The sequence below is a fragment of the Streptomyces sp. ISL-99 genome (genome assembly GCF_018614005.1).
In the GTDB taxonomy this organism is placed as follows: Bacteria; Actinomycetota; Actinomycetes; order Streptomycetales; family Streptomycetaceae; genus Streptomyces; species Streptomyces flavidovirens.
In genome coordinates, this window is record NZ_JAGGPC010000012.1 from 312,745 (window position 1) to 326,820 (window position 14,076).

Genomic DNA, 14,076 nt, shown 5'->3' on the forward strand with positions numbered 1-14,076 from the left:
CGCTGCTTTCGAGCCTCTGAGTGAGCAGGGCCCCAGCTACGGCTGGGGCCCTGCCGCGTCGGCGGGTTGGTGTGCTGCCGCTGCAGTACGTGGCTTGTTCTCGCCGTAGAGCCAGGTGTTCCAGAGGTTCGTCAGGTCCTTGCCGGACTTCTGCTCGACGTACGCCGTGAAGTCGTCCGTCGACGCGTTGCCGTGGCGGTGGGCGGCGGTCCAGCCCCGCACGATGTCGTAGAAGGCGTCGTCGCCCACCGCTTCACGGATCTTGTGAATCACCATCGCACCACGCCCGTAGACCGGTTTGTCCGAGATATCCGCCGCGGTGGGCGGATCGGCGGGCGGGAAAGCCCAGTTGGCCTGCTCGCTGAAGGCCCGCGCGAAGCTGGTGTCTGCGGGGATGTGGTCGAAGTCCTCCGCCCACAGCCATTCCGCATACGTCGCGAACCCCTCGTTGAGCCACATGTCCCGCCAGGACTCGGGCGTGACCGAGTCGCCGAACCACTGGTGCGCGAGCTCGTGGACGAGCAGCCCCTGGTCGGGCGCTCCGGGGAAGACCGGCTTGGTCTGGGTTTCCAGGGCGTACTCGGAGTCGTTGCCGCGCTCCACGATCGCCCCGGTGGAGGAGAAGGGGTACGGGCCGAACTTCCTGACACCCCACTCCATCACCTGGGGGACGGTGGCCAGGACCTTCGCACTGCTCGTCGCAACAGCCGGGTCCACGGCCGTGTAGACCGGCACGCCCGAGGGGGTGCGCGAAGTCTTCGTCTCGTACGCGCCGATGGCGACGGTGGCGAGGTAACTGGCCATCGGCTCGCCACTGTGCCACGCGAAGGCGGTGCGGCCGCCCGGCGTGCGTCGCTCGCTCTTCAACTCGCCGTTGGAGACGGCCTTCAGGCCCCTGGGGACGGTGACCGTGATGTCGTACGACGCCTTGTCGCTCGGGTGGTGGTTACCGGGGAACCACGCCATGGACCCGCTCGGCTGCCCGAGCGCGACCGCACCGTCCACGGTCGTCAGCCAGCCCTCCTCCGAGTCGTCGGCGTCGATGAGGGTGGCGGGGGTGCCGGAGTAGCGGACGACGGTGGTGAAGGTCTCGCCGTCGGTCAGGTCGGTCTCGGGGCGCAGCGTCAGCTCGTTGCCCGCGCGGCTGACGGCGGCCTCGGCTCCCCCGACGGTCGCGGACGACACTTCCAGGCCGTGGAGGTCGAGGTTGAAGGCGCTCAGGTCCTGGGTGGCGCGGGCGGTGATCTCGGCGGTACCGGTGAGCCGGCCGGCGGGGCGGGTGCGGGCGGTGCTGCCGGTGTGGTCCTCACCGCCCGCGCGGGGCGTGTAATCGAGGGTCAGGGAGTAGTGCTGTACGTCGTATCCGCCGTTGCCGAGCCTCGGGAAGTACGGGTCGCGTACGCCCGACGCACCCGGTGTGCCCTGGACACCGCCGACGCCGCCGAAACTCGTGCACGAGGTGAGCGCGAGCAAGGTGGCGACGACGGGAACTGTGCGGCGTACGCGGGTCCATTGGTCCACACAGATGATCCTATGCGCGGATTGTGCCGACCACCGGGAGTCCCGTCGCCGGCCTGCCTACTTGCCCAGCGCCGCGACGCCGGCCTGCGCGAACTTCTCGTCCAGGTCGCCGCTCGGCGCGCCCGCCACCCCGATGCCCGCGATCGGGGCGCCCTTGACCTGCACCGGGGCGCCGCCCGCGAGGAACAGCGTGCCGGGGATGTCCTTCAGGTTCGGGGCCTGGGCGAGGCGCTTGGCCAGCTCGGAGGTGGGCGCGTTCCAGGAGACGGCGGTGTAGGCCTTGCGCTCGGCGGACTCGTACGACTGCGGGCCGGCGCCGTCGCCGCGCAGCGTGACGACGGTGTTGCCGTTGCGGTCGACGACGGCGACGGTGACGCGCTGGTTCTCGTCCTCGGCGGCGTCCAGTGCGGCTTGCGCGGCCTCGGTGGCGGCGGCGACGGTCAGGTGGGTGGACTGCTGGAGGTTCTTGTTCGCCGGGTCTGCCTCGACGGCGGCCGCCGGGGCGGCGGCGGGCTCGGTGGCGTTGGCGGACATCGCACCGAAGGTGCCGGCGCTGAGGGCGGCAGCGGCGACGGCGCCGGTCAGGACACGGGTGCGCAGCGAAAGCTTCATGGCGAACTCCTGGGAAGGGGAAGGGGAGGGATGGGTTCGAGTGGGAGCCGGTGGGATCTGCTTGCGCCCCCACCCGGCTCTGCCATCGATCCTCCGGCCACCTCCGGGCCCGTACCGTCGGCGTACCGGCTGCATACGGCGTGCGGGACGGACGACCTCCCCGTCAGCCGATCGGTTGATGCGGCTCTGGTCCCTGCGGGCCACCATGGGGACGTAGGCGCAGGCCGGCGAGGAGCGAACGGTGCGGCACGACCAGGAGCAGGACCACGACGACCGGGCGCAGGCCCCGGCCCGGCAGCAGCAGCACCAGCCCGAGGAGGGGCCGCAGCAGCCGGACCCCGACGCCCGCTGGCTCGCCCCCGTGATGCACGTGGCGTTCTTCCTGCTGCTCGGCGCCTCGCTCACCCGGTTCCTGCTGCGGCACCCCGGCGAGGCCCGCACCCCGTGGATCATCGCGCTGAGCATCACGCTGGCACTGCTGTACGTACTCGGGCCGGCCCTCGGCCCCGCCGCCCCCGGAGCCACCCGCCCCGCCCCTCGCCGGCTGGCCTGGCTGGGCGGCGTCGTCGCCGTCTGGATGGTGCTCGTGGTCCTGGCGCCGAGCTTCGCGTGGTGCGCGGTGCCGCTCTTCTACACCGGGCTGCGTACGCTCCCCTCCCGCGCCGCACTCGTCCTCGTCGGCGTGCTCACCGCGTTCGTCGTCGCCGCGCAGCTCCAGCTCGCGCACGGCGGCTTCGACCCGAACCTGGTGCTCGCGCCCCCGGCCGTGGCGGCGGTCGCGACCGCCGTCTTCCTCCACATGCAGCGGCAGGCCGCGCGTCAGCGGGCGTTGATCGACGACCTGATCCGTACGCGCCGGGAACTGGCCGCGACCGAGCGGCGCGAGGGTACGCTCGCCGAGCGCCAGCGCCTCTCCATGGAAATCCACGACACGCTGGCGCAGGGCCTGTCCAGCCAGCAGATGCTGCTCCAGGCGGCGGACCGGCAGTGGGACGCGGACCCGGAGACGGCCCGCCGTCATGTCCGTACGGCCGAGTCCATCGCGGAGCGCAACCTCGCCGAGGCGCGCCGCTTCGTCCACGACCTGGCCCCCGCCGACCTGGCCGAGGGCGGCAGCCTGGAGGAGGCGCTGCGCATGCTCGCCGCGCGGGAGTCCGCCGCGTTCCGGGTGGACGGGGCGCCGGTCGCCGGGCTGCCGGACCGGGTGCAGTCGGCGCTGCTGCGGATCGCGCAGGGCGCGCTGGCGAACGTACGAGAACACGCGAACGCGCGGACGGCGGCGCTGACGCTGACGTACCTGGACGACCAGGTGGTCCTGGACATCGCCGACGACGGCACGGGCTTTGCGCAAGCCCCGGCCCCGGCCGCCTCGCCTGGCGTACGCGGCCACGGTCTGCCCGCGATACGCGCCCGCGTACGCCAGCTCGGCGGCACCCTGACGATCGAGTCGGCCCCCGGCGAGGGCACCGTGCTCTCCGCCGCGATCCCCGTGGAGCCCCAGTCATGAATCCGGCCCCGGCGTATCCGGCGCATCCGGTACGCATCCTGCTCTGCGACGACCACGTGGTCGTACGCGCCGGACTGCTCGCCCTGCTGGGCAGCGAACCGGACATCGAGGTCGTCGGGGAGGCGGGCAGCGGCGAGGAGGCGGTGGCGCTGGCCGCCAAGCTGAGCCCGGACGTGGTCCTGATGGACCTCCAGCTCGGTACGGGCATCGACGGCGTCGAGGCCACCCGCCGCATCGCCCCGACCGGCGTCCACGTCCTCGTCCTCACGACGTACGACACGGACGCGGACATCACGCGGGCCATCGAGGCCGGCGCGACGGGCTACCTGCTCAAGGCGGAACGCCCGGAGGAACTCTTCACCGCGATCCGCTCGGCCGCCCAGGGCCGTACGACGCTGTCCCCACCGGTCGCCAGCCGCGTCATGGACCGCATGCGCGGCGCGGCCCGTCCGGCACTGACGGAACGGGAAACGGACATCCTGGGACAGCTCGCACACGGCCTGGGCAACCGGGAGATCGCCCGCGCGCTGTTCATCAGCGAGGCGACGGTGAAGACCCACCTGGGCCGCATCTACGCCAAGCTGGGCGTGGACACGAGATCGGGCGCGGTAGCGGTGGCGAAGGAACAGCGCCTGCTGCCGTAGCGGCGGCCTGCGGGGGCAGCGGCCTGCGGGGGCAACAGACCCCCTTCCGTGCGGAGCGGCAGCCCTGGCGCGGGCCGCCTTCAGGCACCGGAGCCCGAACCGTTCACCGGCGGGACAGGCGCACCCGGCGGACGTGACACCATCGACTACGTGCTCGACATCGGCTACTCCCTCTCCCGCCGCTTCCCGGACCCCCCGCAGACCGACTACCGGCGCGCCGGCGTCCACGACCTGCGGCACGACCTGTTCTGCGGGGACGTCTACCTCGCCGACACCAAGGCGGACCGGGAAGTATCCACAGCCTGGGGATGGGTTCCCGTGCTCGACTTCGCCTGGGCCCTGTGCGACATCGTCGAGCAGCTCGACCAGGACCCGCGCGGCAGCCGCTCCGCCAAGCCGCAGTTCGCCGAGCTGGACTTCACCGAGTCGACGGACCGGATGCTCTTCGAGCGCCGCTTCGGCTGGGTCGACATCGCGGCCGACTGGATGCCGGTCGAGGAGCCCCCGATCACCTTCAGCCACCGGCTGCTGCGCCGCGAGGCCCGCGACTTCCTGCACGATCTGATCGCGGACCTCACCGACATGCACGACGGCCTCGCCGACAACCCGGCGATCTGGGACCTCCAGGCCCGCTTCCCCCGTATACCCTCCTAGCCGCTCCCGCCCCCTACCGGACCCCTCCGGCCCCTACTCCCCCGGACTCACCACCCGCACCCCGATCTGCGCCGCGAACGCCGGTGCCAGCTCAAGGAGTTGGGACGGACTGATCACCGATCCCGCCAGCCGGTCCACGCCCCGCGCGATGTCCAGTTCCGCGACCGTACGCAGGTCTACGTCGGTCATCGTCACCGAGCTGAAGTCCGCCCGCCGCAGCACACAGTCGCGGAACTCCACCCGCTCCAGGTGCGCCCCGCCGAAGTCCGGCTCGACCAGCACGGACCCCTCGAAGACGACGTCCTTCAGCCGCGCCCTGCGCAGATTCAGGTAGTCGATCTTCCCTCCCCGCACCAGCACCCGCTCCAGCGACGACCCATGAAGCTGGACCCCACCGAGCCGGGCGTCGATCACCTCCACGTCTCGCAGTGACGCCTCGGCCAGATCGGTGCCCACGCCCCGCACCCCGTGCAGCACCGAATCCATGACGCGCGCCCGGCTCAGCCTCGTCTCGTCCAGCGCGACGCCGTACAGGCCGCAGTCCATGAAGCGGGCGCCGCGCGCCTCCTGGCCGGCCAGGTCCAGCTCACGCAGCTCCAGACCGTCGTAGTCCCCCTCGGACTCCAGCTCACCCAGGCCGAACGGCGCGAGCGGCGGCAGCCGCACCTCTGGGCGCCGTACGGGGCGTACGGCCTGGGGCTTCTTCGTCTTCGCGTGCGCGGTGGTGCTCGTGTTCCGTGCCATCCCCCCATGCTGGACCACCCCACTGACAGTCCCCGATGTCACATCCGCGACCCCGCCGTCCGTCACCACCGTGAGAGGGACCGACGACGGCAAGGAGACCCGGAGAGATGCAGCACCACATCACTGTCATCGGCGGCGGCGTGGCCGGACTCACCGCGGCCATCACAGCGGCCGAATCGGGCGCCAAGGTGACCCTGTACGAGGCCCACCACACCCTCGGCGGACGAGCCCGCACCGCCGAGGGACCGTACAAGACGAACGAGGGACCGCACGCCCTCTACAACGGCGGCCCGCTCTGGGCCTGGCTCAAGCAGCGCGACCTGCTCGGCCCCGTCATGGCCGTGCCTCCCCTCGAAGGCGCCCGCTTCCGCTTCCACCGGGGCGGCGCCCTGCGCAGGACCCCGCCGCTCGCCCTGCTGCGGCTGGGCCTGCGCTCCACCGAGAAGGCCCCCGTGGACACCGACTTCCTCACCTGGGCCACCGCCGAGGTGGGCGAGGCCGGGGCGCGCGCGGCGGCCAACTACATCGCGGTCGCCCTCTTCCACCACGACCCCGGCTCCCTGTCCGCCCGCTTCGTGCAGGAGCGGCTGCGGCGCGCCGTGAAACTGCCGCCGGAGGCGCACTACCCGCGCGGCGGCTGGGCCTCGGTCGTCGACCGGATGGCGTCGCGGGCCTGGAATCTCGGCGTACGGATCGAGATGACGGAACGCGTCACCACCCTGCCCGGCAACGGGGGCCCGGTGATCGTCGCCACGTCCCTGGAGGCAGCCCGCCGACTGCTCGGCGACGCCACCCTGGCCTGGGACAGCGGGCGTACCGTGCTGCTCGACCTGGCCGTCACGGCGCGCAAGGGCGACCCGTTCGTCATCTCCGACCTTCAGGCGCCCGGCTGGATCGAACGGTTCACCGCCCAGGACCCCACCCTCGCCCCGGCCGGTGAACAGCTCGTCCAGAGCCAGTTCCCGATCGCCCCGGAAGAGGCCAAGGCGGACGGCATCGCGCGCGCCGAGCGCCTGCTCGACCTCGGTTTCCCCGGCTGGCGCGAGCGCGTCACCTGGCGGCGCGAGGCCCTGGCAGCGGGTCGTACGGGCGCACTCGACCGGCCCGGCACCACCTGGCGGGACCGCCCCGCCGTCAACCGGGGCGACGGCGTGTTCCTCGCGGGCGACCAGGTGGCGGCGCCGGGCCTGCTGGCGGAGGTCGCCTTCAACAGCGGCCTGGAGGCGGCGGCCCTCGCGCTGAGGACTAAAAGGATCACCGGCCGCGAAGGCCTTGACCTCAACCGCGCTTGAGGCGTGAGCCTGGGCCCTGTCGCACCACACAAGCACCACCCTGTCGCGCCACAGAAGCCCAGCACCTTCCGAGGAGCCCGCCATGCACGCGATCCGTCTTCACGCCTACGGCCCCGCCGAGAACCTCACGTACGAGATGACCGACGACCCCGTCCCCGGCCGCGGCCAGGTCCGCGTCGCCGTCGCCGCGGCCGGCGTGCACCTGCTCGACACCGCCCTGCGCGAGGGCATGCCGGGCCCCTTCCCCGCCCCCGTCGAGCTGCCCACCATCCCCGGTCGCGAGGTCGCCGGCACGGTCGAGTCGCTCGGCGAGGGCACCGACCCGTCGTGGCTCGGCAAGCGCGTCGTCGTCCACCTCGGCATGCACCCCGGCGGTTACGCCGAACTGGCCGTCACCGACGCCGAACGCCTCCAGGACATCCCGGGGAACCTCGACGAGGCCGAGGCCGTCGCCATGATCGGTACGGGCCGCACCACCATGGGCATCCTCCAATTCGCCGAGGTGACGGCCGACACCGTAGCTGTCGTCCCGGCCGCCGCCGGCGGCATCGGCACACTCCTCGTCCAGTACGTGAAGAACGCCGGAGGCACCGTCATAGGCCTGGCCGGCGGCCCCGCCAAGGTCGCCCGCGTACAGGAGAACGGCGCCGACCTCGCCGTCGACTACAAGCTGCCCGACTGGCCCGAGCGGGTACGCGAGTTCCTCGGCGACGGCGCGGCCACCGTCGTCTTCGACTCGGTCGGCGGGGACACCGGCCGCGCCGCCGTGGACCTCCTCGGCAAGGGCGGACAGCACGTCGTCTTCGGCTGGTCGTCGGACGGCCTGCACGACGGCTCCCCGCTGACCTTCACCGACGAGGAGCTCGCCGAGCGCGGCATCACCTCCGAGGGCGTACTCGGCCCGGCGATGCTCGGCAGAGCCGGCGGCGACAACCCCGTCCGGACCCTGGAGAACCGCGCCCTCGCCGAGGCGGCGGCCGGCCGCCTGGTCCCGGCGGTCCAGCGCTTCCCCCTGGCGGAGGCGGCTGCCGCCCACCGCGCCCTGGAGACGCGCGGCACGATGGGCAAGGTCGTCCTCGTACCGTAAAACCCACCGACGGGCGGCGGCCCGCACAGGGGTCGGGCCGCCGTCGAACCGTTCTCACCCCGGCGCAGGCATGCCCCGGACGGGAAACCGTGCGGCGGGTCGGACCGCCCGGCCCCCGCCCCCAGCAGAAGACCGGCCTACCGGCCCAGCTCCGCCAGCGCCCCGTCCGTCAGCCGGTACACCGTCCACTCGTCCTGCGGCAGCGCGCCCAGCGACCGGTAGAAGTCGATCGACGGCTCATTCCAGTCCAGCACGGACCACTCAAGCCGCTCGTACCCCCGCTCGACACAGATCCGCGCCAACGAGGCCAGCAGCGCCTTCCCGTACCCGCCCCCGCGCCGCGAAGGCCGCACGTACAAGTCCTCCAGGTAAATCCCGTGCACTCCACGCCAGGTGGAAAAATTCAAAAACCACAGCGCGAAGCCCGCGACCTCCCCGTCCTCCGTCTCCGCGATGTGCGCGTACGCCGCCGGGCGCTCCCCGAAGAGCGCGTCGCGCAGCTGCTCCTCACTGGCGCGCGCCTCGTGCAACGCCTTCTCGTACTCGGCGAGTTCGCGGACCATCGCGTGAATAAGGGGGACATCGGCCGGCGTGGCGTTACGAATCATCCCCGCAGCCTGAGCAATGCCCGCGCGACCGCCGCCTGCTCCCCCGACAGCTCGCCCTCCCCCTCCTCCTCGTCCTCCAGGTCCCAGAGACTGTTCTGCAGTACGCGCCCGAGCGTCCACGCCCGCGCCCGCTCCCGCTCCCGGTCCAACCCCAGCACGTCCGTCATCAGGTCAAAACGCGGCAGCACTTGAGAGAACTCGAACCGGTTCACCAGCGCCGGCAGCAACTCGAACCCCGGATCACCGGCCAGCGGCTTCGGATCGATCACCACCCACGGCTCACCGCGCCCCGAACCCGGCAGCGGCGCCAGCACGTTCTCGTAGTGCAGGTCCCAGTGGAGCAGCTGCCCGCCCGCCTCCCCCGCGACCTCCCGCACCGCCCCCGCGCACCGCTCCAGCAGCCGCCGTTCCGCCGGGTCCGCCAGCGCCCGCAGCGCCTGCGGTACGTCGTCGAGCATCTCCTGCGCGATGTCGTCCAGGCGGCGTACGCCCTCGGGCGCGGCCACCGCGTTCAGCCGCACCAGCAGCCCCGCGAGCACCTGGACCGCCGCCATGGTGTCCGGCAGCACCGACAGATGCCGGCCGGCGTCCAACCGCTCCAGCAGCATGGCGCCACTCACCTCGTCGTGCTCCAGCAGCCGTACGACGCCGTCCCCGTCCCACGCCCGCAGCGCGGCGGCCTCCCCCTCGGTCTCCTCGTCCAGGAACTGGAGCTTGAGCGCGGCAGGCGTCCCGTCGGCCCGCTCCACCGGCAGCACGAGCGAGACCGCGCCGTGCATCGAAGGCCCGGTGAGCCGAAGCCCCCACCGCTCCAGATACGCCGCCGCCTCCCCCGGCAGCGCGGCGATCCACGCCCGCCCCGCCGCCCCGTTGATCTCCTCCTGCGTCACGGCCAGAGCTTCCGGAATCTCGATCACGCCCCGGATCCTACGACCGCCCGTCACCACACCCACCGGCCCCGCCGTTGCCGCACCCCACCCCCGCCCGCTACCGTCCGCGCCACCACCACTGATCAGCAGCGAAACGAAACGAACGCAGGGGCATCAGACACCATGAGCACCGTCAACGGCGGCATCTCCTACTGGTACGCGAACGAAGGCATACCCGACCCCCGTGAGCCCCTGCCCGGCGACGCGACGGCCGACGTCTGCATCGTCGGCGGCGGCTACACCGGCCTGTGGACGGCGTACTACCTCAAAAAGGCCGTCCCCTTCCTCAACATCACCGTCCTGGAAGCCAAGTTCTGCGGCTACGGCGCCTCCGGCCGCAACGGCGGCTGGCTCTACAACGGCATCGCGGGCCGCGACCGCTATGCCAAGCTCCACGGCCACGACGCCGCCGTCCGCCTCCAGCAGGCGATGAACGACACGGTCACCGAGGTCATCAACACCGCCGCCGCCGAGAACATCGACGCCGACATCCACCACGGCGGCGTACTCGAAGTCGCCTACACCCCCGCCCAGCTCTCCCGTCTCAAGCAATTCCACGCCGCCGAGATCGCCTTCGGCGAGAAGGAACGCACCCTCCACGGCGCCCGCGAGACCGCCGGACGCATCCGCGTGACCGGCGCCGTCGGCTCCACCTGGACCCCGCACGGCGCCCGCCTGCACCCGGTCAAGCTCCTCAAGGGCCTGGCCGCGGCGGTGGAGTCCCTGGGCGTGGCGATCCACGAATCAACACCGGTCACGGAGATCAAGCCCAAGCACGCCGTAACCCCTTACGGCACGGTCCGCGCCCCGTACATCCTGCGCTGCACCGAGGGCTTCACGGCCGGGCTCAAGGGCCAGCGCCGCACCTGGCTCCCCATGAACTCCTCGATGATCGTCACCGACCCCCTCCCCGCAACCGTCTGGGAAACGATCGGCTGGGACGGCCGCGAAACCCTCGGCGACATGGCCCACGCCTACATGTACGCCCAGCGCACCGCCGACGACCGCATCGCCCTGGGCGGCCGCGGCGTCCCGTACCGCTACGGCTCGCGCACCGACAATGACGGCCGCACCCAGCCCGCCACCATCGAGGCCCTGCGCGAGATCCTGACCCGCTTCTTCCCCACCACCGCGGGCATCCCCATCGCGCACGCCTGGTCGGGCGTACTCGGCGTACCCCGCGACTGGTGCTCCACCGTCGCCCTGGACCGCTCGACCGGCATCGGCTGGGCCGGCGGCTACGTCGGCAGCGGCGTCGCCACGGCCAACCTCGCCGCCCGCACCCTGCGCGACCTGATCCAGCAGGACTCCGGCCAGGGCGGCCCGACCGACCTCACCACGCTCCCCTGGGTCAACCACAAGGTCCGCAAGTGGGAGCCGGAACCCTTCCGCTGGCTCGGAGTCCAGGCCATGTACGCCGCCTACCGCACGGCGGACCGCCGCGAAGCCACCGGCCGCACCACCGAAACGGACCCCATAGCCAAAACGGCCAACCGCGTCGCGGGCCGCAACTGAGCACCAGCCCTTTGCAAGAGAAAACGCCCCGAACTATCGAAGTTCGGGGCGTTTTCCCTGGTGGAGCCCCCTGTCGGATTCGAACCGACGACCTACGCATTACAAGTGCGTTGCTCTGGCCGGACTGAGCTAAGGAGGCATCGCGCCGCGGTCGGAGCCGCGCGCGAAGGCTGGTCCACTCTACACAGCCGCCAGATCCCCGGGCCATCAGAATTCCATCGCCTCCAGGCTGCTGACAGAACCGGCGTCGCCAGGTAGCGTCACGGCAGGTTCACCCTGTGGACTACACCACTCCCTTACAACGGATCGTCCGGCACGTTCCTGCCGGTGAAGGAGAACATCACCATGGCCACTGTCACGTTCGACAAGGCGACCCGGATCTACCCGGGCTCCACCAAGCCCGCCGTCGACCAGCTCGAGATCGAGATCGAGGACGGCGAGTTCCTCGTCCTCGTCGGGCCCTCCGGCTGCGGCAAGTCGACCTCCCTGCGCATGCTCGCGGGTCTTGAGGACGTCAACGGCGGAGCCATCCGCATCGGTGAGCGTGACGTCACGCACCTGCCGCCGAAGGACCGGGACATCGCCATGGTGTTCCAGAACTACGCGCTGTACCCGCACATGTCCGTCGCCGACAACATGGGCTTCGCGCTCAAGATCGCCGGCGTGAACAAGAGCGAGATCCGCAAGAAGGTCGAAGAGGCCGCGAAGATCCTCGACCTCTCCGAGTACCTGGACCGCAAGCCCAAGGCCCTCTCCGGCGGTCAGCGCCAGCGTGTCGCGATGGGCCGCGCCATCGTGCGTGAGCCGCAGGTCTTCCTCATGGACGAGCCGCTGTCGAACCTCGACGCCAAGCTCCGCGTCTCGACCCGTACGCAGATCGCGTCGCTCCAGCGCCGCCTCGGCATCACCACCGTGTACGTCACGCACGACCAGGTCGAGGCCATGACGATGGGCGACCGGGTCGCCGTACTGAAGGACGGCCTGCTCCAGCAGGTCGACTCGCCGCGCAACATGTACGACCGCCCCGCGAACCTCTTCGTCGCCGGCTTCATCGGCTCCCCCGCCATGAACCTCGTCGAGGTCCCGATCACCGACGGCGGCGTGAAGTTCGGCAACAGCGTCGTCCCGGTGTCCCGCGAGGCGCTCTCCGCCGCGGCCGACCGGGGCGACACGACCGTCACGGTCGGCGTCCGCCCCGAGCACTTCGACATCGTCGAGCAGAACGGCGCCGCCGCCGCGTCGCTCACCAAGACCGCCGACGACGCCCCGGCCGGCCTGGCCGTCACCGTCAACGTCGTCGAGGAGCTCGGCGCCGACGGTTACGTGTACGGCAGCGCGCAGGTCGGCGGCGCACACCAGGACCTCGTCGTCCGCGTCAACGGCCGCGCCGTACCGGACAAGGGCACCGAGCTGCACGTCGTGCCGCGCGCGGGCGAGACGCACGTCTTCTCCTCGTCGACCGGCGAGCGCCTCAGCGACTGACATCAGCACGTACGGAGGACGGAGGGCCCCACGCCGAAGCAGGTGTGGGGCCCTTTCCGTGTTTCAGCCGGGGCCTGCGGTGTCGACAAATACCCCGGCAGATCGGCCATTTCGACCGTGTTCGTCAACACCCGATTCGAAAAAAGACATCGAACCATCCCCCGTAAGGGTGACGAAATGTCGCCAAATAATTACTGCCCGCTACGCTCACTCGCGTGACCCACACAGCCCGCCGAATCGGCCGAAGTCTCGCTCTCGTACTGCCCGTCGTCCTGGTGCTCTCCGGGACCCTCGCGGTAGCCCGTGTCCCGTGGTCCACAAGCGGATCCGAGTCACAGGTGCTCACCGCGTCCTCCGAGAAAGTGAACGTACGCGCCAAGTCCCGCGCTCCGCAGGACGTTCTGCGCGACAAGCTTCTCCTGGAGCTTCAGGAGAAGGACCCCGGCGTCGCGCTCACGCACCTCCAGCGGGAGGTGGAGCGCCGTCCTTCGCTCGCCCAGCACTGCATGTCGATCGCCCGCTCGCTCGGCCAAGCCGCCGTGAAGCAGTACGGTCCGACCCTGGCCCAGTCGTTCTCGCGCCCCGTCTGCGACACGTCCTTCGCCTCGGGCGTCGCCCAGCAGACCGGCTGAGCGGAGGCAGACGGCGTTCTGCCGCATATCGTGCCCCGTATGACCCGTACGACGACGTCTCCGACGCAGGCCGTGGTCCTGGCAGGCGGCCAGGGCTCGCGACTGCGCCCGTACACCGACGACCGCCCCAAGCCGATGGTCGAGATCCCGGGGACCGGGACCCCGATCATCGGCCATCAGCTTGCCTGGCTCGCCGCAGAGGGCGTGACCGACGCGGTCATCTCCTGCGGCCATCTCGCCGGCGTGCTCCAGGAGTGGCTGGACAGCGCCGACCTTCCGCTGCGTGTCACCACCGTGGTGGAGAGCGAGCCGCTGGGCCGCGGCGGCGGCCTCAAGTACGCCGCCGCGCACCTCCCGGACCCCGGGCTTCCCTGGTACGCGGCCAACGGCGACATCTGGACGCGCTTCTCCCTCCAGGACATGGCCGCCTTCCACGCCGAGCGCGACGCCACCGCGACCCTCGCCCTGGCCCGGCCCCGCATCCCGTGGGGCGCCGTCGAGACGGACGCCTTCGGCCACATCACGGACTTCATCGAGTCGCCGCCCTCGCCCTACCTCATCAACGCGGGCGTGTACGTCTTCTCAGCGGCCTTCACAGAGCTTCTCCCGGACCTCGGCGACCACGAACGCACCACGTTCCCCCGGCTGGCGCGAGAGCGCCGCCTGGCGGGCTTCCCGCTGCCGCAGGGGGCGTACTGGCGGGCCATCGACACCGCCAAGGACTTGAGCGAGGCCGCCAAGGAGCTCGCCGCCGCGCGCGGTTGAGCAGTCGAGCACGTACCAGTACCAGTACCAGTGCCAGTACGGCGAAGGGCCCGGCGCACATCCTTGAGTTCTAGTGGTCGTCGC

At 71.4% G+C, this 14,076-nt stretch carries 14 protein-coding genes and 1 tRNA gene; 9 read left to right on the plus strand and 6 right to left on the minus strand.

What is annotated here, in order from left to right:
* Nucleotides 1–36: 36 nt before the first annotated feature.
* Nucleotides 37–1,521 carry a M1 family metallopeptidase gene (locus tag J7E91_RS08450; RefSeq protein ID WP_214900392.1) on the minus strand — a complete coding sequence of 495 codons (1,485 nt, stop codon included), beginning with the start codon at nucleotides 1,519–1,521 and terminating at the stop codon, nucleotides 37–39.
* 57 nt (nucleotides 1,522–1,578) lie between these two features.
* On the minus strand, nucleotides 1,579–2,133 hold the full coding sequence (locus J7E91_RS08455; RefSeq protein ID WP_214900393.1) for a heme-binding protein: 555 nt from the start codon (nucleotides 2,131–2,133) through the stop codon (nucleotides 1,579–1,581).
* 364 nt (nucleotides 2,134–2,497) lie between these two features.
* Here J7E91_RS08455 and J7E91_RS08460 point away from each other — a divergent pair, with 364 nt between their 5' ends.
* The 3 genes from J7E91_RS08460 to J7E91_RS08470 all read left to right on the plus strand — a co-directional run bounded on the left by J7E91_RS08460 (nucleotide 2,498) and on the right by J7E91_RS08470 (nucleotide 4,938).
* A complete protein-coding gene (locus tag J7E91_RS08460; RefSeq protein WP_214900472.1) occupies nucleotides 2,498–3,640 on the plus strand; it encodes a sensor histidine kinase in 1,143 nt (380 codons plus the stop codon).
* Nucleotides 3,637–4,284 carry a response regulator transcription factor gene (locus J7E91_RS08465; protein ID WP_214900395.1) on the plus strand — a complete coding sequence of 216 codons (648 nt, stop codon included), beginning with the start codon at nucleotides 3,637–3,639 and terminating at the stop codon, nucleotides 4,282–4,284. The genes J7E91_RS08460 and J7E91_RS08465 overlap by 4 nt, the downstream gene beginning before the upstream one ends.
* A 150-nt stretch (nucleotides 4,285–4,434) precedes the next feature.
* Nucleotides 4,435–4,938: a hypothetical protein gene (locus tag J7E91_RS08470; RefSeq protein ID WP_214900473.1), complete on the plus strand. Its 504-nt coding sequence runs from the start codon at nucleotides 4,435–4,437 to the stop codon at nucleotides 4,936–4,938.
* A gap of 33 nt (nucleotides 4,939–4,971) precedes the next feature.
* Here J7E91_RS08470 and J7E91_RS08475 read toward each other — a convergent pair whose 3' ends face one another.
* Nucleotides 4,972–5,682, minus strand: coding sequence for a pentapeptide repeat-containing protein (locus tag J7E91_RS08475; RefSeq protein WP_214900397.1), 711 nt, complete (start codon nucleotides 5,680–5,682; stop codon nucleotides 4,972–4,974).
* A gap of 107 nt (nucleotides 5,683–5,789) precedes the next feature.
* Between J7E91_RS08475 and J7E91_RS08480 the strand changes: the two genes are divergently transcribed.
* Together J7E91_RS08480 and J7E91_RS08485 are read left to right on the plus strand one after the other, a co-directional pair.
* The gene (locus J7E91_RS08480; protein WP_214900399.1) at nucleotides 5,790–6,974 is read left to right on the plus strand and encodes an FAD-dependent oxidoreductase; all 1,185 of its coding nucleotides are present in this window, start codon (nucleotides 5,790–5,792) and stop codon (nucleotides 6,972–6,974) included.
* A gap of 82 nt (nucleotides 6,975–7,056) precedes the next feature.
* Nucleotides 7,057–8,061 (plus strand): zinc-binding dehydrogenase, encoded by a 1,005-nt coding sequence (locus tag J7E91_RS08485; protein WP_214900400.1) that lies wholly within the window; start codon nucleotides 7,057–7,059, stop codon nucleotides 8,059–8,061.
* A gap of 137 nt (nucleotides 8,062–8,198) precedes the next feature.
* Here J7E91_RS08485 and J7E91_RS08490 read toward each other — a convergent pair whose 3' ends face one another.
* Nucleotides 8,199–8,669 (minus strand): GNAT family N-acetyltransferase, encoded by a 471-nt coding sequence (locus J7E91_RS08490; RefSeq protein WP_214900402.1) that lies wholly within the window; start codon nucleotides 8,667–8,669, stop codon nucleotides 8,199–8,201.
* The gene (locus tag J7E91_RS08495) at nucleotides 8,666–9,595 is read right to left on the minus strand and encodes an aminoglycoside phosphotransferase family protein (RefSeq protein WP_374224653.1); all 930 of its coding nucleotides are present in this window, start codon (nucleotides 9,593–9,595) and stop codon (nucleotides 8,666–8,668) included. Before J7E91_RS08495 ends, J7E91_RS08490 begins: the two co-directional genes overlap by 4 nt.
* A 126-nt stretch (nucleotides 9,596–9,721) precedes the next feature.
* Between J7E91_RS08495 and J7E91_RS08500 the strand changes: the two genes are divergently transcribed.
* Nucleotides 9,722–11,113: an FAD-binding oxidoreductase gene (locus J7E91_RS08500; protein ID WP_214900406.1), complete on the plus strand. Its 1,392-nt coding sequence runs from the start codon at nucleotides 9,722–9,724 to the stop codon at nucleotides 11,111–11,113.
* Between the two features lie 61 nt (nucleotides 11,114–11,174).
* Here the strand turns inward: J7E91_RS08500 and J7E91_RS08505 are convergent.
* A tRNA-Thr gene (locus J7E91_RS08505) sits at nucleotides 11,175–11,252 on the minus strand.
* Nucleotides 11,253–11,458: 206 nt separating this feature from the next.
* Here J7E91_RS08505 and J7E91_RS08510 point away from each other — a divergent pair.
* The 3 genes from J7E91_RS08510 to J7E91_RS08520 all read left to right on the plus strand — a co-directional run bounded on the left by J7E91_RS08510 (nucleotide 11,459) and on the right by J7E91_RS08520 (nucleotide 13,992).
* On the plus strand, nucleotides 11,459–12,595 hold the full coding sequence (locus tag J7E91_RS08510; protein ID WP_214900407.1) for an ABC transporter ATP-binding protein: 1,137 nt from the start codon (nucleotides 11,459–11,461) through the stop codon (nucleotides 12,593–12,595).
* Between the two features lie 215 nt (nucleotides 12,596–12,810).
* Complete coding sequence (locus J7E91_RS08515) at nucleotides 12,811–13,227, plus strand: hypothetical protein (protein ID WP_214900409.1); 417 nt, start codon at nucleotides 12,811–12,813, stop codon at nucleotides 13,225–13,227.
* 39 nt (nucleotides 13,228–13,266) lie between these two features.
* Complete coding sequence (locus J7E91_RS08520) at nucleotides 13,267–13,992, plus strand: nucleotidyltransferase family protein (RefSeq protein WP_214900410.1); 726 nt, start codon at nucleotides 13,267–13,269, stop codon at nucleotides 13,990–13,992.
* Nucleotides 13,993–14,076: the final 84 nt, after the last annotated feature.

Excerpts from the sequence above, each read along its gene's own strand:
- J7E91_RS08455 (WP_214900393.1), bottom strand. The coding sequence starts at position 2,133 with ATGAAGCTTTCGCTGCGCACCCGTGTCCTGACCGGCGCCGTCGCCGCT.
- J7E91_RS08460 (WP_214900472.1), top strand. The coding sequence starts at position 2,498 with ATGCACGTGGCGTTCTTCCTGCTGCTCGGCGCCTCGCTCACCCGGTTC.
- J7E91_RS08465 (WP_214900395.1), top strand. The coding sequence starts at position 3,637 with ATGAATCCGGCCCCGGCGTATCCGGCGCATCCGGTACGCATCCTGCTC.
- J7E91_RS08475 (WP_214900397.1), bottom strand. The coding sequence starts at position 5,682 with ATGGCACGGAACACGAGCACCACCGCGCACGCGAAGACGAAGAAGCCC.
- J7E91_RS08480 (WP_214900399.1), top strand. The coding sequence starts at position 5,790 with ATGCAGCACCACATCACTGTCATCGGCGGCGGCGTGGCCGGACTCACC.
- J7E91_RS08485 (WP_214900400.1), top strand. The coding sequence starts at position 7,057 with ATGCACGCGATCCGTCTTCACGCCTACGGCCCCGCCGAGAACCTCACG.
- J7E91_RS08490 (WP_214900402.1), bottom strand. The coding sequence starts at position 8,669 with ATGATTCGTAACGCCACGCCGGCCGATGTCCCCCTTATTCACGCGATG.
- J7E91_RS08500 (WP_214900406.1), top strand. The coding sequence starts at position 9,722 with ATGAGCACCGTCAACGGCGGCATCTCCTACTGGTACGCGAACGAAGGC.
- J7E91_RS08510 (WP_214900407.1), top strand. The coding sequence starts at position 11,459 with ATGGCCACTGTCACGTTCGACAAGGCGACCCGGATCTACCCGGGCTCC.
- J7E91_RS08520 (WP_214900410.1), top strand. The coding sequence starts at position 13,267 with ATGACCCGTACGACGACGTCTCCGACGCAGGCCGTGGTCCTGGCAGGC.